The organism is Microbulbifer mixtoriginis (SeqCode), assembly GCF_052466695.1.
The window spans coordinates 2,032,828-2,050,926 of the sequence record NZ_CP174285.1 but is presented as its reverse complement, the minus strand read 5'-3'; the positions used below and the strand labels follow the sequence as shown (position 1 = coordinate 2,050,926).

Genomic DNA, 18,099 nt, shown 5'->3' with positions numbered 1-18,099 from the left:
GGACAAAGCAATGCAGAAAATAGGTTTTATCGGCTGGCGTGGAATGGTCGGCTCGGTATTACTGGAACGCATGAGCGCCGAGGATGACTTTGCGCATATCGCTGAACCGATTTTCTTCTCCACCTCTAATGCTGGCGGCAAGGCGCCGGATATTGGCCGCGATCTGCCGCCACTTGGAGATGCCTACGATATTGATGCGCTGGCAGGGCTGGATGTCATTGTCAGTTGCCAGGGCGGTGATTACACCAAAGAGGTTTTCCCTCGCCTGCGCGAGGCCGGCTGGCAGGGCTATTGGATCGATGCGGCATCCAGCTTGCGTATGCAGGAAGACGCGGTAATCGTACTGGACCCGGTCAACCGCGATGTGATCGACCGCGCAATTGCTGTCGGGCAGAAGAATTTTATCGGCGGCAACTGCACTGTCAGTCTGATGCTGATGGCTCTGGGCGGACTGTTCAAGGCCGGTCTGGTGGAGTGGGTGAGTGCCATGACCTACCAGGCCGCCAGCGGTGCCGGCGCCAAGAATATGCGTGAGCTGATTACACAGATGGGTGCGATCCGCGACGGCGTGGCAACAGAGCTGGAAAACCCTGCCAGCGCCATTTTGGATATCGATCGCAAGGTGGTTGCGGACATGCGTTCGGCAGATTTCCCCACTGCGCAATTTGGCGCGCCTCTGGCCGGTAGCCTGTTGCCCTGGATTGATACTCAGTTGGAGAATGGCCAGAGCCGTGAGGAGTGGAAGGCCCAGGTGGAAGCCAACAAGATTCTGCAAACCCAGAGCCCAATTCCAGTAGATGGCACCTGTGTGCGTATCGGCGCAATGCGCTGCCATAGCCAGGCCTTTACCCTGAAGCTGAAAAAGGATTTGCCGCTGGTAGAAATCGAGCAGTTGCTGGACAGTGCTAACGATTGGGTCAATGTAGTACCCAATGAGCGTGAAGCCACTTTGCAACAGCTGACGCCTACGGCGGTTACCGGCAAGCTGGATATTCCGGTGGGGCGCTTGCGCAAGTTAAGCATGGGCCCAGAGTACCTGAATGCCTTTACTGTGGGCGATCAATTACTCTGGGGGGCGGCAGAACCGCTGCGCCGTATATTGCTGATTTTGCTGGGTAAGCTGTAACTGGTACAGTTTGGTATAAGTTATCTGGAGGCGCTTATTGCAGCACTTGTTAATAGAGGACATTTTGCCAAGCTGTGAACCCCATCAAGTAAAAAGCCGCTACTGGTTGTCATAGCGGCTTTTTCGATTTTTCCCCACGGGTATAATCGCCCCCTCATTTTTCCTTTCCAACTCAACGAAGTGAATAGCCATGTCCGAAGCCGCCCGCGAATTGGTCATCGTCGGTGTTAATAACGCCGCCTTTGCCCCTCTGCTTGAAATCCTGGAGGAGCGGGAAATTATTACCGCCGAGCAGCTGTGTTTGCTGGAGAGCGAGGAGCGCGAAGTGGACCCCCAGGTGTTCGCCAATCGCAGTATCTCTGTACAAGCCCTGGAAAAATTCGCTTTTGCTGAGGGGCAGGTGGTGATTTTGCTGGACTCCAGCGATGCCATTAACGCGGCGATGACCAGCGCTGAAAACAGTGGTGCCTGGGTGGTGGATGCGGCGAACAATACCCGCGGCGATGAGAGCGTTGCCCTGATCCATCCGGCATTTAATGCGGCGGAACTGGCTAACGCAGAGCGCCGTCTGGTGGCATTGCCCAGCGCCGGTGCGGCCATGGTAGCCGAAGCGCTATTTCCACTGGCAGAACAACTGCAGGGTGTACAGGTGCAACTCAATCAGCCTGTTTCCGCACTGGGTAAAGCCGCCATCGATGCCACAGCGGCGCAGACAGCGCGTATGTTCAGTGGTCAGGAAGCGGAAGTCGACCCTGCCATTGGGCACCGCCTCGCGTTTAATCAGCTCAGTGCTAGTGAAGCCCTGCTCGCCAGTGGCCACACGCTCGGCGAACTGACGTTGATACACGATTTGCGCCGTTTGCTCGGCGATAACGTTGCGGTGGATGCCAGCATTAACACCGTTTCTGTGTTTCACGGGCAGCTGGCCAATTTGGGTATCGTTTTACGCGAAGACGTGGACCTGGAAAAAATACGCGCATTGTTAGCCAATGGTGTGCGCCTTCAGTTGGCAGAGCAACCCTCGGCGGAAAACGCTGTGGGCAGTGACGTGACAATCATCGGTCGCCTGCGCCAAAGCCTTTTGGGCAAGCGTCAGATAAATCTTTGTGCGGTGTCGGATAATCTGCGCAAAGACGTTGCAATGAACTGTGCACAAATTGCTCACTTGTTGCTAAAAAACTACTGATACTTAATACTTAGCCGCCATAGTGAAGGTGTTATCTTAACTTTGGTCCGGCTGCAAATGGCGAAATAATCGCCAAGGTTGGTGGCCGCCTGCACGGCGGTCAAATAGTCGAACGATTACTGTTCAGTAATGGGGATTTTCTGAAGGCGCGCTTTTCAGATGCCCTGGGAAGATTCTAACAATAAAGGGAATCGGATATGCGTGTGCGTAAGTTGGCACTTGCAGTTGGTCTAGTCGGTGCACTGGGAAGCAATGCGGCTCTGGCGCTCGGACTGGGGGAGATCAAACTCAACTCCACCCTTAATCAGCCACTCGATGCGGAAATTGGCCTGCTGCAAACCCGAGGCCTGGATGATGCTGAGATCAAAGTGCGCCTCGCGGGGCCGGATGAATTTGACCGCGCAGGTGTGGAACGCTCTTACCTACTCACTTCACTGCGTTTTGATGTGGATTACTCTGGTGGCAAGCCGGTGGTCCGTATTACCAGCCGCGAGCCAATCCGCGAGCCTTTCCTGAATTTCCTGGTGGAAACCCGCTGGCCCAGTGGCCGCTTATTGCGTGAATACACCCTTTTAATGGACCTGCCGGCGTTTTCACCAAACAGCGCCCAACAGCCGGTGCGCGCCGCTGAGCGCGAGCGTCAGCAGGTACGCCGCGACACCCAGGTGCAGAGGCCCGCGCCGCGCCCGGTACAGCCTGCCCAGCAACCGGTTGCCCAGCCTGAAGTGGAGCAGCCCGCAGAAACGCCGGCGGCGCAACAGCCCGAGCCTGTGCGCCGTCAGCCGCAGCGCGCTGCCACAGATAGCGGCGACAGCAGCCAAGTTTACGGTCCGGTTTCCTCTGCCGATACCCTGTGGGAGATCGCCCTGGAAAATCGTGTGAGTCGTGATTTTTCCGTTCAGCAAACTATGTTGGCGATTCAGCGCCTGAACCCGGAAGCTTTTATCAACGGCAACATTAACCTGTTGAAAAAAGGTGCTGTGCTGCGTCTGCCAAACAGTGAGGATCTGCGCAGCCTGAGCCTCACTGAGGCAATCTCAGAGGTCGCCCAACAGAATGATTCCTGGCGCCAACGCAGCGGTGTTGAGGAAGTCGCCACGGGTGCGCCGCTGGATGCGCGCCCGGTAGAGGAAGAACGCATTGTCAGCAATGAGGTTGAGGGGCGTGTCAGCCTGACTGCGCCCGGCGACAATGAGTCTGTAATTTCGGGTTCCGGAAGCGGTGCAGAAGACAGCGAGGCGCTGGAAGGCGACCTGACGGTGGCCGAGGAAGAGCTGGATAAATCGCAGCTGGAAAATACCGAGCTGCGCGAGCGTATCGCCGAACTCGATGAGCAGATCGATACCATGGAGGCCTTGGTAGAGGTTTCCAATGAGGAGATGCTTGCGGTGCAAGCCGCAGCCGAATTGTCTGATCCGCTCCTTGATACCAGTGATATTGACAGCGCTGAGCTGGCAGATAATACGCTGGGGAGTGATGAGATGCAGCTGGACGAGTCCCTCGCCGCTGAGTCTCTGGATGACGCAACAGAACAGAATGATACGCAGGTCGCTGAAACTGAACCGCAGTCGCGCAATCGCGTAGTGTCTGTTCAGACCCAGCCCGAGCCCAGCCTGATGGAGAAGCTTGGCGACAATATGCAACTGGTCGGCATCGGTGCCGCGGGTTTGCTAGTGGGCCTGTTTGGCTTCTTTACTTGGCGTCGTCGCCAGGCTGAGCAGGAAGCAGAGCAGCAACTGGAGCAACAGTTGGCCGCAGAGGAATCTCTGCAGGTGATGCCGGAAGAGACCGCTGAAGCTGATGAGACATTGGCTGCCGTAGAGAGCATGGAAGCCGATAACGCTTTCGACCTCGGCGATCTGGGTGATGTGGGCACCGATGACCCCATCTCCGAGGCCGAGATTCACCTGTCCCTTGGGCAGTACGAAGAGGCAGAAAGTAAATTGCTGCTGGGCCTGGAAAAAGATCCCCAGGTGGTAGATGCACGCCTGATGTTGATGGAAGTTTACGCCCACAATCAGGACGTTGAGAAGTTCGACGATCACTACATCCAATTGCTGGCTATCAGCGATGGCCCTGCGGCCGACCGCGCCGCGCGCTTGCGTGAAACTATTGCTGATGCTCCAGACTTTGAAGCCCCGGCGATGGATTTTTCCAGCGAATCTCTGGAAGCGGCGCAACTGGATGATATCGGTGCTGCACTGGATCAGGATTTCTCCGCAGCAGAACCGGCCCAGTCCTCTATAGACGATTTTAATGGCGACAATTCACTGCTTGACGACCTCACCATGGATCTCTCCCAGGATGGTGAGAAGCTGGATAGTGAGAAAGCAGATGGCGAATTAGCCTCTGAAGAACTGTCTCTCGATTTGGAGGATAGTTTTACAGAATCTGCGCTGGAGGCGGGTGAATCCCTCGATCTGGACAATGAGTTCAACCTTGATGACTTGGATCTCGATGGTGCCTTTGACAGCGAGCAGGATGGTTCCCAACTGGCGTCCAACAATAATGAAGAACTAAACCTCGACGACCTCGATCTTGGTGAGTTGGATCTCGGCGATCTGAATACAGGTGAAACTTCGGAATTGGCATTGCAAGACTCGCCAGTAGAGGAAGTTGCCGCCGAGAATGCGTCAGACTTGGCGCCAATTGATTTCGATACCTCAGAATTGGATCTTGATTCCCTGGCGCTGGATAGCGCTGAGAGCCATGAGGTGGGTGCCGACGAGCTGGTAGCGGAGCCTGAAGAGGTTGCAGTGGCGGCTGACAAGGCGAAGTCCGGTGGTTCCATTGGTGGTCTGGACTTCGAGTTGGATCTCTCCATGATGGAAGAGGCCGCGCAAGAGCCGCAAGCCGATGAGGCCCTGGCAATTGAGGAGAGCCTTGAGACCCAGGAACTGGATTCTCTGGAGGCTGATCTCGATATTACGTCCAGCGCGGGTAGCGAAGATGAGCTCTCACTGGAGACTTTCTCCGAGAGTGACCTGGATATGATTGGTTCAGAGCTCGATGGTGAATTGGACCTCGATAGTATTAATCTTGATGATATTGCCGGGGACCTTGCCTCTACTGAATCTCTGCAGAGTGAAGATGGCGCCGCTGTAGCGGATACTACTGTGCCCAATAGCCTGCCCCAGGAAGAGGATCTCGATTTTGATATGGCCTCTCTGGAAGCGACTGGAGAGGAGCTGTCCCTCGATGAGGCTTCAGTAGAAGAAGAGTTTTCTCTCGAAGAGGAGCTGGCCCTGATTGATGAGTCCACCGATGGGGATCTGTCTACTGGTCTGGACCTCGAAAGTGATTTGGGGTTGGAGGCTACGGCAGACCAAGCGCAGGGACTCTCTGAGCAAGAGTCCCAGCAGCAAGCGGGTGAGGCTGTTGCCACTCAGCAGCAAGAGACCGAGTCTGAGTTTGCCGGCTTGGATTTCAACTTGGAAAATGATCTCAACTCCGAACTGAGCCTGCTCGAAGGCGGCGATGAGATGGGCACCAAGCTGGAGCTGGCCCAGGCCTATATGGATATGGGTGACAAAGAGGGCGCCAAGGATATTCTTAAAGAAGTGGCCCAAGATGGCGGTGGCGAGCATAAGAGTCGCGCTGAGGAGTTGTTGGAGCGCATGGTTTAAGCGCTTCTCAACTACGCCTGAAAAAACCTCGCACTGGCTGCGAGGTTTTTTTATTTTGTCGGAGAATTCCCGGTTTCCCCCAGTTTGTATCCAGATTGTTGGATTTTGCTTTTTTACGCTCTCCTCGACTTTGAGGTGGCATCAATAGAGTAATTTTGCCGTTATGACGCAGGCAATTGAACGCGAATATATTTACAAGGCCAATGGCGAAGTTCCTCCTGGCGAGCAACTGCCCGAGGGGTTGCGTCGTATTGCGCTGGGCGTTGAGTACTGCGGTGCGCGGTTACACGGCTTTCAGAAGCAGAAGTCAGCGGCGGAAACTGTGCAGGCCCACCTGGAGCGTGCCCTGTCAAATATTGCGGCAGAGCCGGTCACCCTGGTCTGTGCTGGGCGAACTGATGCCGGTGTGCATGCCACCAATCAGGTGATTCATTTTGATACCCGTGCCCAGCGCCCGGAGCGCGCCTGGGTTCAAGGGGTGAATACCAAGTTACCGGATTCTGTGCGTGTACGCTGGGTTCGTGAGATGCCGGCGCAATTTCATGCGCGTTTTTCCGCCCATGCGCGGACTTATCGCTATCTGATTCACAGCGCCCCGACCCGCTCAGCGCACAGTTCGTCAGAGGTGACCTGGACCCAGCATCCACTGGACCTGGATGCCATGCGCGAGGGCGCGGTGCATTTGATTGGCCGCCAGGATTTCACCAGTTTCCGTGCCTCTCAGTGCCAGGCCAAGAGTCCGGTGCGGGAAATTACCCGCTTGGATATTGCCCGTGTTGGCCAGCTGATTGTGCTGGAAGTGAGCGCCAATGCGTTCTTGCATCATATGGTGCGCAATATTACCGGTGTGCTGATGGCGGTGGGCCGGGGGGAGCGCAGCTCGAGTTGGGTGGGAGAAGTGCTGGATAAGCGCGATCGTTCCGCCGGTGGAGTAACCGCGCCGCCATTTGGTTTGTACCTGGTGGATGTGCAGTACCCGCAAGAGTTTCAATTGCCTAGCTGTGAACCGGGCCCTCTGTTGGTGCCACTGGCGCTCGGCTCACTTGCACAGCGTTAAAAACTAGCTTTTTCTTACCATGCAGCCGTGAGGCTGCTGCGCCACTTGAATAGCACGCGTTTCGCGCCTGCTGTCAATCTGCTAGTATCCAGAGTTCCCTCATTTTTGTTGGCCGCTCGGCTGGCTCCAGGTTAAGCGATGCAAGTGAAAATTTGCGGCATCACTCGCGTAGAAGATGCCCTGATGGCCGTTGATGCCGGTGCGGATGCGCTGGGATTGGTTTTCTATAAGGCGAGCCCCCGCTATATCGATCCGCAGGCTGCGGCAGCGATTGCCGACGTGGTTCCTCCCTTCGTCACCCTGACCGGCCTGTTTGTGGATGCTGCCCAGAGTGAAGTGGACCAAGCTTTGGAGTGGGTTCCTCTCAATCTATTGCAATTCCACGGTGAGGAAACTGCCCGTTACTGTGAACAGTTTCGCCGGCCTTATATCAAGGCTCTACGCATGAAGGAGGGCTTGGATGTGGTCGCCGCAATGCAGGAGCATCCCAAAGCACGCGGGTTCTTACTGGATGCCTATCGCCCAGGTGTTCCCGGTGGTACCGGTGAGACTTTTGACTGGGATAGGGTTCCTCAGGAAAGCGGCCGGTCCATAGTACTTGCCGGTGGACTGACAGCGGATAATGTTGCTGCAGCAATATCGGCAGCACGGCCTCTGGGCGTGGATGTCAGCGGCGGCGTAGAGCAGGCGCCGGGTATCAAGGATCGGCAAAAAGTGAGTGCTTTTATTCGTGCAGCTAAGAGCAACTAGCTGGCGAGACAGAATATTTTAGCGCCACAAGAATGTGTCGCTGCCGGCAATGTCGGCGCGAGCCAGTAAATACCAGCAGATCCACGCATTTGCGCCGGTATTTTCTGGCAATGCTTGAATAGCTCTGGAAGGGCTATCTCTACATAAGATAAAAGCGGCATAGGGAAGTGCCGCCGCCGGCAATGCCGGCGCGAGCCAGTAAATACCAGTAGATCCACGCATCTGCGACAGTATTTCTGGCGGTGTTTGAATAGTTCAGGAGGAGCTATTGCTACATAGGATGAAAGCGGCACAGGGAAGTGCCGCCGCCGGCAGTGCCGGCGTGAGCCAGTAAATACCAGCAGATCCACGCATCTGCGCCAGTATTTACTGGCGATGCTTGAATAGTTCAGGAGGAACTATTCAAGCATTAATAAATAGGCAAATAGTTTAAAAACCACGTGACCCACGGAGTATGAGTGTGAGTAAGCCAGGTGCTATCGATTTTTCCACCTTCCCGGATGCGAGCGGACATTTTGGTCCCTACGGCGGTCGCTTTGTATCGGAGACGCTGATCAGCGCACTGGATGAGCTTCAGGCAATGTATAGCCGCCTGAAAGATGATCCGGATTTTGTCGCTGCCTTTGATCACGATCTGGCGCACTACGTAGGCAGGCCATCGCCGCTGTATCTTGCTGAGCGACTGACTGAGCAGGCGGGCGGTGCGCGAATCTGGCTTAAGCGCGAAGATCTCAATCACACCGGTGCACACAAAGTAAATAACACCGTGGGCCAGGCGTTGCTGGCAAAGCACAGTGGTAAGAGTCGTGTTATTGCCGAAACCGGCGCAGGCCAGCACGGTGTGGCCACCGCTACCGTAGCTGCGCGTTTGGGGTTGCAGTGCACCGTTTATATGGGCGCTGAAGACGTCAAACGCCAGTCCCCCAATGTCTACCGCATGAAGTTGTTGGGTGCCGAAGTCGTACCGGTGGAGTCCGGTTCCAAGACCCTCAAAGACGCCATGAATGAGGCCATGCGTGACTGGGTAACGAATGTCGATAATACTTTTTACATTATTGGTACAGTGGCTGGCCCTCACCCCTATCCGCAATTGGTGCGGGATTTCAACTCTATTATCGGTCGCGAAGCGCGCCGTCAGAGTCTGGAGCGCTTTGGTCAGTTGCCCGACGCCCTGGTGGCCTGTGTCGGCGGTGGTTCCAATGCGATTGGTCTGTTCCACCCATTCCTCAATGATTCAGAGGTGAAGATGTTTGGCGTTGAAGCTGGCGGTGAAGGCCTGGCTTCCGGTAAGCACGCGGCGCCACTCAACGATGGTATTCCCGGTGTTCTGCACGGCAACCGCACTTACCTGATGGAAGATGAGGACGGCCAGATTATCGAAACCCACTCCGTTTCTGCGGGCCTCGATTACCCCGGTGTTGGCCCCGAGCACGCCTGGCTCAAAGATATCGGCCGTGTGGAGTATGTTACCGCCGATGATAAAGAGGCGCTCGATGCCTTCCGCCGCCTAACCCGCACCGAGGGTATTCTGCCGGCGTTGGAGTCCAGCCACGCGGTCGCCTATGCGATGAAGCTCGCAGCTGAAATGGCGCCTGAGCAAAATATCGTGGTGAACCTCTCCGGCCGGGGGGACAAAGATATTTTCACCGTTGCCGCTATCGATGGCATTGAGGTTTAGCGGCGTTCTGCCCACCTGCCCGGGTGGGCGTATCGAAATAATCGTGACCAAGTGAGCTGGCACTAGGCCAGAGGTAGCTCAGGGAATACACAGTGACAGAACAAAATAGAATTGATCGCCGCTTTGCGAGACTGCGCGGTGAGGGCCGCAAGGCCCTGGTAACTTATATCGTCGCCGGCGATGGCGGCTTGGAAAATACCGTACCCTTGATGCATCAGTTGGTGGCCAGTGGTGCGGATATTATTGAACTGGGGGTGCCTTTCTCCGATCCCATGGCTGAAGGGCCGGTAATCCAAAAGGGGCATGAACGCGCCCTGGCCAATGGCGCCTCGCTGCGCAAGTGCTTGGCGTTGGTGAAAGAGTTCCGCCAGGTGGATGCGGAAACCCCGGTTATCCTGATGGGATATGCCAATCCGATCCAGCGTATGGGCGAGCGCGATTTTGCCGATGCGGCGCTAGAGGCCGGTGTTGATGGTGCCCTTACGGTGGATTTACCTGCGGAAGAGTCGGGTCCGCTCAACAAGCTATTGGCCGATCGCAATTTGCGCAATATCTTCTTGCTGACGCCGACCACCACCGAGGAGCGTATTCGCGAGATTATCGGCCTGGCCAGCGGTTTTGTGTATTACGTCTCCCTGAAAGGGGTCACCGGTGCTGGCCATTTGGACCTGGATTCTGTGCGCGATAACCTCGAACATATTCGCCGTTTCACCGATCTGCCCTTGTGTGTGGGTTTCGGTATCAAAGATGGCAGCTCGGCGCGCTCAGTCAGTGCCCATGGCGATGGGGCGGTAGTGGGCAGTGTACTGGTGTCCGCGGTGGATGAAGCTGCGGACCTAGTCGCAGCCAAGGCGAGGCTGGGGGAAATCGTCAGCGAGATGCGCCAGGCACTGGACCGTTAGGCTTTCACCCAAGTTTAAGCGAAAAACTGGCCAGATCACCAAAAATAGCGGCTGATCTGGCTCGGTTTGATGTTCAGCTTAGTGTTTTAATTCGTAGCCTGAAACTCACCGGTCGGTAAAATGCACCGGCCTACAGAAAGCATCCGGATTTGGAAACGAGATGAGCTGGTTAGAAAAAATTGTTCCCGCGGTAATTCGCACCGAGCGACGTGCCGGCAGCAGTAAGGTCCCAGAGGGGGTATGGAAGAAGTGTGTCAAGTGTGACGCCATGCTTTACCGCCCGGAGCTGGAGCGCAACCTGGATGTGTGCCCCAAGTGCGACCACCATTTGCGCATCGGCGCCCGCCGTCGCCTGGATATATTCCTCGATGAAGATGGGCGCGAAGAGCTGGCTACCGATGTGTTGCCAGTGGACCGCCTGAAGTTTAAAGACGTCAAAAAGTACAAAGACCGTCTTTTGCAAGCACAAAAATCCACTGGCGAAAAAGATGCACTGATCGCCATGCAAGGCACCCTGAATGGAGAGCCCTTGGTAGCGGTGGCCTTCGAATTTGCCTTCCACGGCGGTTCCATGGGCTATGTGGTGGGTGAACGCTTTACCCGCGCGGCCCAACGCGCTTTGGAACAGCGTATTCCGCTGGTGTGCTTTTCTGCCACCGGTGGGGCGCGTATGCAGGAGGCCCTGATCTCTTTGATGCAGATGGCCAAGACCTCGGCGGTATTGGAAAAAATGAAGATGGCGGGAGTACCCTATATCTCCATCATGACCGATCCAGTGTACGGCGGCGTTTCAGCCTCTTTGGCCCTGCTGGGCGATATCAATGCGGCCGAGCCGGGTGCGCGTGCCGGATTTGCCGGCCCCAATATTATCGAGCAGACCATCCGCCAGAAGTTGCCCAAGGGCTTCCAGCGCAGTGAATTCCTACTGGAACATGGCGCCATCGATATGATTATTCCACGCAAGGATATGCGTACCACCGTCTCGCGCTTATTGGGTAAACTGAGCGGTAATTAATTATTTCCCAATTCCCCGGAGGTTCTTAAGAGCAGTCAGTAAAAGCCTGGCTGCTGCCTCCTACCAGCGATCTATCCAATTATGTCCTCACTACAAGATTGGCTCACCCGCCTGGAGCGGTTGCACCCCTCTGAAATCGAACTCGGTCTCGAGCGTGTCTCTTCGGTTGCAGCTGCCCTGGGGGTACAAAAACCCGCCCCTACGGTGATTACCGTGGCTGGAACCAATGGCAAGGGCTCCTGCGTAGCGACTATGGAGGCACTCTTGTGCCGCGCCGGCTACTCCGTCGGCGCTTACAGTTCTCCACACTTATTGCGTTTCAATGAGCGGATACGCATCAATGGCGAGGAGGTATCCGATCAGCAGTTGGTGGAGTCCTTTGTCGCGGTGGAGGCTGCTCGCGGGGCGACCAGCCTTACCTATTTTGAGTTCACGACCCTGGCTGCACTGTGGTTATACCAGCGCGCGGGGGTGCAATATGCTTTGCTGGAAGTCGGTCTCGGTGGTCGGTTGGATGCAGTAAACTTGGTGGATGCCGACTTGGCGGTTATTACCAGCGTGGCAGTAGATCACGAGGATTGGCTTGGTAGCGATCGGGAAGTCATCGGCCGCGAGAAAGCGGGCATCCTGCGTCCCGGGGCTCCTTTTGTCTGTGCAGATAGCTCTCCACCCCAATCTGTGCTGTCTGCGTCAGAAAAGCAGGCCAGTTCCAGTTATTTTATCGGCCAGGATTTTAATATCTCTTCAAGTGGTGAGAGTGAGATTTATCACTTTGGCGATTTGGTTCTGTCAATACCGGATATCACTTTGCCGCGCCCCAGTATTGCTGCTGCGCTTACCGCGCTGACGCTTCTGGATGCGCTACCCCAGGAGGGAGTAGAGGCTGCCTTGGCCCAAATAGCCCTGCCTGGGCGCTGCCAGCAAGTCTACTGGCGTGAGCGAAATCTGCTGTTGGATGTGGGGCATAATCCGGCGGCGGCTGAACACTTGGCTGCTTGGTTGAAGGCCAATCCGGTGGAGGGGAAGACCCACGCCTTGGTTGCGGCGATGGAAGATAAAGATCTCGTCGGTCTATTTGCTCCTCTGCGTAAGTTGGTAGATCGTTGGCACCCGGCTTTGCTGCCGGAAAATGGTCGTGCCGCAGAGGGTGAGGCACTCTGCACTGGCCTCCTGGAAGCTGGGGTAGATGAGACGAATGTGGATCGGCGCTGTCCAACAGTGGCTGAAGGGTTGCGGCAACTGCTGCCAACCCTCAATCCACAGGATAGGTTGCTTGTATATGGATCCTTCTTTACTGTGGCGGAAGTTCTGCAGCAGATGCGAGACGAGGGTAATGGAGAATTGCGAGGATAAGGCCTCCCGCAGAGGGCGGCTGAACGACGGCTTTAAACAGCGTATTGTCGGTGCGCTGGTGCTGATTGCGCTCGCCGTGATTTTCCTGCCAAGTCTGCTGGACCGGGAGTCAAAGGGGCATATCAGCGAGGTAAGCCAGATCCCGGCTGAGCCGGATATCAGCCCTATTGAGATTGCTCAGCCGGAGCCTGTTGCCGGTGTGGCGCCAGCACCGAAGGCTGGGGAAATTTTTCAGCCGGAAGTACCCGAGAAATTCTCTAACCCCGCAGAGGGTGCGGCAAAATTTGCTGTCTCCGATACACAGCCGGAGAAGGGAAAAGATACAAATGATTCCACTTCATCAGTGGAAGTTGATACTGCCAAGCAGGCGGCATCGCCATTGGTTGATGATCAGGGGCAGCCGATGGCCTGGGTGGTTCAGGTGGCTTCCTACAAAGATGATTCCCGTGCACAGCAGCTGCGCATGCGTTTGATGGATGAGGGGTATCGCGCGTACACCCGCGCTGTGGAAACGGATAAGGGGCGCTTTGTGCGGGTCTTTGTAGGGCCGAAAGTGAATAAAGCCGACGCACAGACTATTAAGCGGGAGCTGGACGCACTACTGCAGGCGCAAACCCTGGTGCTTCGCTTCAAAGCTTGAGGTTTCTGTGGCTTGCGGCGGGCTGGCACTTTGGTAAAGAGGGTGTGCCGGTCTGGTCACCAAAGTAACGGCAACCTATCCAGCTTGTGCCAGTATTTCGCGGATGGCTGGGATATTGGCCGGGCTTCTTTCACTTCTTGCTCTGGTTGTTTGCCCTGTGGCTGTCCTCACGCAGAGGCACGTCTAAAGGGCAATTCATCTGCGCTTTTTTTGGCATAAATCCACTGCCGTAAGGTGATTAATCTACGGAGTTTTGCAGTTTGGAAAGGAAATTCCAATCGATTCGTCTACGGCTTCACGCGCTTAGTCCCTTAAGTTAGAATGCGCGCTCTTCGCGGCAGCAGCCGCCACGCAGGTAGGGTTGAATGAATTGGGCTGACTGGACCATTCTGGCTATTGTGGGTATCTCCACACTTATCGGCCTTAGTCGAGGTTTCGTGCGCGAAACCCTGTCACTGCTTACCTGGATTGCCGCTTTTGTGGTCGCGATGATGTTTCGCGAACAGCTGGCGCCACTGCTTTCAAACCTTGTCGACACCCCATCCCTCCAGGCGATTGCCGCCTTCGCCATTCTGTTCTTCGGAACGCTCCTGGCTGGGGCGCTTTTGAATATGATGCTCTCCGCTTTTGTTGAGGCCACTGGCTTATCGGGTACCGACAGGGTACTGGGTATGGTGTTTGGCCTGGCGCGTGGGGCCATTGTGGTGATGGCACTACTGATTCTGGCCCCGGCACTGGTGCCAGTGGAGCAGGATAGTTGGTGGAGTGAGTCGGTGTTAATCCCCCATTTCCTCGAATTTGAGGGCAGTGCGCGGGAGCTGGCCAAGTCTGTGAAGGACTATTTCGTAGAGTTATTTTAATCGGGCGCTAGCGCCGCTTTTTCGATCAATAGGGTCAAATATATGTGTGGTATCGTCGGTATCGTCGGTAAGAGTGATGTCAATCTGCAGCTCTATGATGGGCTCACTCTGTTGCAGCACAGGGGGCAGGATGCTGCGGGCATCGTGACCTGTGACGATGATCGCCTGAACCAGCAAAAAGCCAACGGCCTGGTGCGCGATGTGTTCCGCGCGCGCCATATGGAGCGTCTGAAAGGTAACTTTGGTATCGGCCATGTGCGCTACCCCACTGCGGGCAGTTCCGGTCCCGCCCTGGCGCAGCCTTTCTATGTGAACTCCCCCTATGGCATTGCCATGGCACACAATGGCAATCTCACCAATGTGCGGGATGTGGTTGAAGAGATCTTCCAGCAGGATCTGCGCCACATTAATACGGATTCCGACTCCGAAGTGCTGCTCAATGTATTCGCTCATGAGCTGCATAAGCTACATAAGCTGCAGCCTAAGGCTGAAGATATCTTTACCGCCATGCGCGGTGTGCACAAACGTGTGCGCGGCGCCTATGCCTGTGTGGCCCTGATTGTGGGTTACGGTATCGTCGCCTTCCGCGATCCCAACGGTATTCGCCCACTGGTTTACGGCAAGCGTGAGACCGAGAAAGGCACCGAGTATATGGTGGCCTCTGAGTCTGTTGCCCTGGATGTACTGGGTTACACCCTGGTGCGTGATGTGGCCCCTGGTGAAGCGCTGTATATCGAGCTGGACGGTACTGTGCACTCTGAGCAGTGCGCGGAAAACCCGACCCTGACCCCCTGCATTTTTGAACATGTGTACTTCGCCCGCCCGGATTCCATTATGGATGGCGTTTCCGTACACAAGGCGCGTTTGCGTCAGGGTGAGCACCTGGCAGATAAGATTCTGCGCCTGCGCCCCGACCACGATATCGACGTAGTGATCCCCATTCCCGATTCCGCCCGCACCGCCGGCCAGACTGTGGCACACCGGCTGGGGGTGAAATTCCGTGAAGGGATGGTGAAGAACCGCTATATTGGCCGTACCTTTATCATGCCTGGGCAGAAACAGCGTAAGAAATCGGTGCGCCAAAAGCTGAATGCCATCGAGCTGGAATTCCGCGGTAAGAATGTGCTGTTAGTGGATGACTCTATTGTGCGCGGTACCACTTGTAAGCAGATCATTCAGATGGCTCGCGATGCGGGTGCCGCGAAAGTCTATTTCGCCAGTGCGGCGCCAGCTGTGAAGTACCCCAACGTGTATGGTATTGATATGCCGTCTGCCAGTGAGCTGGTTGCGCACGACCGCACGACTGAAGAGATCTGTGAAGAAATCGGTGCAGACTGGTTGATTTACCAAGACTTGGAAGACCTGGTCGTAAGTTCCAGCGGAGGTAAGCAGAAAATCGATCAGTTCGACTGCTCCGTTTTCGACGGTAACTATATTACCGGCGATGTGGACGAAGATTACCTCGATAGCCTTCACGCGGCGCGCAACGACGAGGCCAAGCACAAGAAGGCCGACACCAGCACTCTGTAAGTTATCTCCGGCGGCGCTCTGTTCACGGCAGAAGAGGGCGCCATGCACGACTGTTTCGGTTAATATGACCGCTTCCAAAAAATACTGACTAGGAAGCGGTATATGTTTGAAGACGACGGTTACGCTCTGGAAACTCTGGCCGTTCGCGCCGGGCAGGTCCGCTCGGAAGAGGGCGAGCACTCCGAAGCCCTCTATCTCACCTCCAGTTACGTATTCCCCTCTGCTGCAGAAGCCGCTGCGCGCTTTACCGGCGAGAGTGTCGGCAACGTTTACTCTCGCTACACCAACCCCACTGTTCGTATGTTCGAGCAGCGCATTGCCGCGCTTGAAGGTGGCGAGGCTGCGGTAGCCACGGCCAGTGGTATGGCCGCGATCCTCAGTATTTGTATGGCACTGCTGAAAAGTGGCGACCGGGTGATTTGCTCCCGCAGTGTGTTTGGTACCACCACCGCGCTGTTTGGCCGCTATATGGAAAAATTCGGCGTGCGTGTGAGCTATGTGGATCTCACCGATATGGATGCCTGGAAGCAGGCGGTGGATGGCTCCACCAAGCTGCTGTTTATGGAAACCCCGTCCAACCCCCTGTGTGAAGTGGCGGATATCCGCGCGCTGGCGGAGGTGGCCCACAGCGCCGGCGCTCTATTGGTGGTGGATAACTGTTTCTGTACTCCGGCCCTGCAGCGCCCACTGGCGCTTGGCGCCGATATCGTGGTGCACTCCGCAACCAAATTCCTCGATGGCCAGGGGCGCGCCCTGGGCGGTGTCGCCGTGGGACGCAAAGAGGTTATGGATGAGCTGGTGGTATTCCTGCGCACTGCCGGCCCCAGTATGAGCCCGTTTAACGCCTGGGTTTTCCTCAAGGGCTTGGAAACGCTCAAGCTGCGTATGCAGGCCCACTGCACCAACGCCCTGGACTTGGCCTGGTGGCTTGATGAACAGGAGATGGTGGAAAAGGTCAACTACACCGGCCTGCCCAAACACCCCCAGCACCGCTTGGCCCGCGAACAACAGGATGCCTTTGGTGCGGTGTTGAGCTTTTCCGTGCGCGGTGGTCGCGAGGAAGCCTGGAAGGTGATCGACAACTGTAAAATCCTGTCTTGCACCGCTAACCTCGGCGATGCCAAGAGCACTATCGTACACCCGGCCACTACCACCCACGGGCGTCTCAGTGATGAGGACAAGGCTCGCGCGGGCATCACCGAAAACCTGATTCGTATTTCCGTCGGATTGGAGAATGCAGAAGACCTGAAGCGCGATCTGATGCGGGGGCTGTCTTTGTTGTAGGCGCTTTGCAGGGCCTTTGCTTAAACCAGGGCACTCCCTGTCTTCCTATGATTAATAGCGGGTGCCAAATTCGCTTTTTTGCGAGTTTGGCACCATAGTACTCGCCCTTCAGCGTTGGCGGGTGCTTACACCGGGCCGCTCCTTGGCCTGAGAAAAAAATGAGCAGTAATGGATTTGCCGTGCAAAAAATAGTTTCCGCCATCGTTTCCGATATTGGCAGTGTTTTACTGGGAAAAGAGCGTCAGGTGAAGTTGGCCTTGGCCTGCCTTTTGTCAAAAGGTCACCTGTTGATTGAAGACCTGCCAGGTATGGGCAAGACCACCCTGGCCCATGCTCTGGCGCAGGTGTTCGGTCTCTCCTATAAACGCGTGCAATTTACCAGCGACATGCTGCCGGCGGATATTCTCGGTGTATCAATTTTTGAGCGGGAATCCGGGCAGTTTCATTTTCATGAGGGGCCGGTTTTCAGCCAGCTACTGCTGGCCGATGAGATCAATCGTTCCTCTCCTAAAACTCAGAGTGCTTTGCTTGAGGCAATGGAGGAGCGCCAGGTTAGTGTCGACGGCGAAACCCGCGCGTTGCCACAGCCTTTCTTTGTGATTGCCACCCAGAACCCACTGCAGCAGTCCGGTACTTTTGCCCTGCCGGAGTCACAACTGGACCGATTCCTGATGCGCATCAGCCTCGGTTACCCCAACCGCGAAGCTGAGCGGGCCCTGTATTTAGGCGCTGATCCCCGCCAACAGCTGGCCAAGCTAAAGCCGCGTATCGACCTCGCTACTCTGAAAAAAATGCAAAGTCTGGTGGGGCAGGTGAAGGCTTCTGACAGTCTGCTCGATTATTTAGAGCGTTTGGTGCTGCATACCCGCCAGAGCCCAGATTGTGCGGTGGGTTTATCGCCCCGAGGGGCACTGGCGCTGCTGCGTGCTGCCAAGGCCTGGGCGCTGATTCATAATCGCGGCCATGTCCTGCCGGAAGATATCCAGGCGGTGCTGCCCTCGGTGGCTGGGCACCGTTTGCAGAGTGATGGCGGCAATGGCGATCAGCTGGTAGAGCGCCTTATGCGCCAGGTGGATATTATCGCGGCCTAAA

Annotated in this window: 15 protein-coding genes; 14 read left to right on the top strand and 1 reads right to left on the bottom strand. The window is 55.9% G+C overall.

All coding sequences use genetic code 11. The annotated features are described in order from the left end of the window. The first annotated feature begins 10 nt into the window (after positions 1-10). From asd to ACJJI0_RS09085, 5 genes are all read left to right on the top strand, one after another. Positions 11-1,126 (top strand): aspartate-semialdehyde dehydrogenase, encoded by a 1,116-nt coding sequence (gene asd, locus ACJJI0_RS09105; RefSeq protein ID WP_444885611.1) that lies wholly within the window; start codon positions 11-13, stop codon positions 1,124-1,126. A gap of 190 nt (positions 1,127-1,316) precedes the next feature. Beyond that, the gene (locus ACJJI0_RS09100; protein ID WP_444885610.1) at positions 1,317-2,312 is read left to right on the top strand and encodes an Asd/ArgC dimerization domain-containing protein; all 996 of its coding nucleotides are present in this window, start codon (positions 1,317-1,319) and stop codon (positions 2,310-2,312) included. Between the two features lie 197 nt (positions 2,313-2,509). After that, complete coding sequence (locus ACJJI0_RS09095; protein WP_444885609.1) at positions 2,510-5,938, top strand: motility hub landmark protein FimV; 3,429 nt, start codon at positions 2,510-2,512, stop codon at positions 5,936-5,938. Positions 5,939-6,101: 163 nt separating this feature from the next. Continuing rightward, positions 6,102-6,995 (top strand): tRNA pseudouridine(38-40) synthase TruA, encoded by an 894-nt coding sequence (gene truA / locus ACJJI0_RS09090; protein WP_444885608.1) that lies wholly within the window; start codon positions 6,102-6,104, stop codon positions 6,993-6,995. 138 nt (positions 6,996-7,133) lie between these two features. Then, positions 7,134-7,745, top strand: coding sequence for a phosphoribosylanthranilate isomerase (locus tag ACJJI0_RS09085; RefSeq protein WP_444885607.1), 612 nt, complete (start codon positions 7,134-7,136; stop codon positions 7,743-7,745). An 18-nt stretch (positions 7,746-7,763) separates the two neighbouring features. Here ACJJI0_RS09085 and ACJJI0_RS09080 read toward each other — a convergent pair whose 3' ends face one another. Then, positions 7,764-7,967, bottom strand: a complete 204-nt coding sequence (locus tag ACJJI0_RS09080; protein ID WP_444885606.1) for a hypothetical protein — start codon at positions 7,965-7,967, stop codon at positions 7,764-7,766. A gap of 232 nt (positions 7,968-8,199) precedes the next feature. Here ACJJI0_RS09080 and trpB point away from each other — a divergent pair, with 232 nt between their 5' ends. From trpB to ACJJI0_RS09035, 9 genes are all read left to right on the top strand, one after another. Continuing rightward, positions 8,200-9,423: a tryptophan synthase subunit beta gene (gene trpB / locus ACJJI0_RS09075; protein ID WP_252085165.1), complete on the top strand. Its 1,224-nt coding sequence runs from the start codon at positions 8,200-8,202 to the stop codon at positions 9,421-9,423. Positions 9,424-9,515: 92 nt separating this feature from the next. Beyond that, positions 9,516-10,325 carry a tryptophan synthase subunit alpha gene (gene trpA, locus ACJJI0_RS09070; protein WP_444885605.1) on the top strand — a complete coding sequence of 270 codons (810 nt, stop codon included), beginning with the start codon at positions 9,516-9,518 and terminating at the stop codon, positions 10,323-10,325. A gap of 160 nt (positions 10,326-10,485) precedes the next feature. After that, complete coding sequence (gene accD, locus ACJJI0_RS09065; RefSeq protein ID WP_252085167.1) at positions 10,486-11,340, top strand: acetyl-CoA carboxylase, carboxyltransferase subunit beta; 855 nt, start codon at positions 10,486-10,488, stop codon at positions 11,338-11,340. Positions 11,341-11,421: 81 nt separating this feature from the next. After that, the gene (gene folC / locus ACJJI0_RS09060) at positions 11,422-12,693 is read left to right on the top strand and encodes a bifunctional tetrahydrofolate synthase/dihydrofolate synthase (protein WP_444885604.1); all 1,272 of its coding nucleotides are present in this window, start codon (positions 11,422-11,424) and stop codon (positions 12,691-12,693) included. Then, positions 12,674-13,333 carry an SPOR domain-containing protein gene (locus tag ACJJI0_RS09055; protein WP_252085169.1) on the top strand — a complete coding sequence of 220 codons (660 nt, stop codon included), beginning with the start codon at positions 12,674-12,676 and terminating at the stop codon, positions 13,331-13,333. The genes folC and ACJJI0_RS09055 overlap by 20 nt, the downstream gene beginning before the upstream one ends. Before the next feature lie 365 nt (positions 13,334-13,698). Then, positions 13,699-14,193: a CvpA family protein gene (locus ACJJI0_RS09050; RefSeq protein ID WP_252085170.1), complete on the top strand. Its 495-nt coding sequence runs from the start codon at positions 13,699-13,701 to the stop codon at positions 14,191-14,193. 42 nt (positions 14,194-14,235) lie between these two features. Then, positions 14,236-15,723 (top strand): amidophosphoribosyltransferase, encoded by a 1,488-nt coding sequence (purF, locus tag ACJJI0_RS09045; protein WP_444885603.1) that lies wholly within the window; start codon positions 14,236-14,238, stop codon positions 15,721-15,723. A gap of 102 nt (positions 15,724-15,825) precedes the next feature. Then, positions 15,826-17,007, top strand: coding sequence for an O-succinylhomoserine sulfhydrylase (locus ACJJI0_RS09040; protein WP_444885602.1), 1,182 nt, complete (start codon positions 15,826-15,828; stop codon positions 17,005-17,007). 179 nt (positions 17,008-17,186) lie between these two features. Then, a complete protein-coding gene (locus ACJJI0_RS09035) occupies positions 17,187-18,098 on the top strand; it encodes an AAA family ATPase (protein WP_444885921.1) in 912 nt (303 codons plus the stop codon). Position 18,099 lies beyond the last annotated feature (1 nt).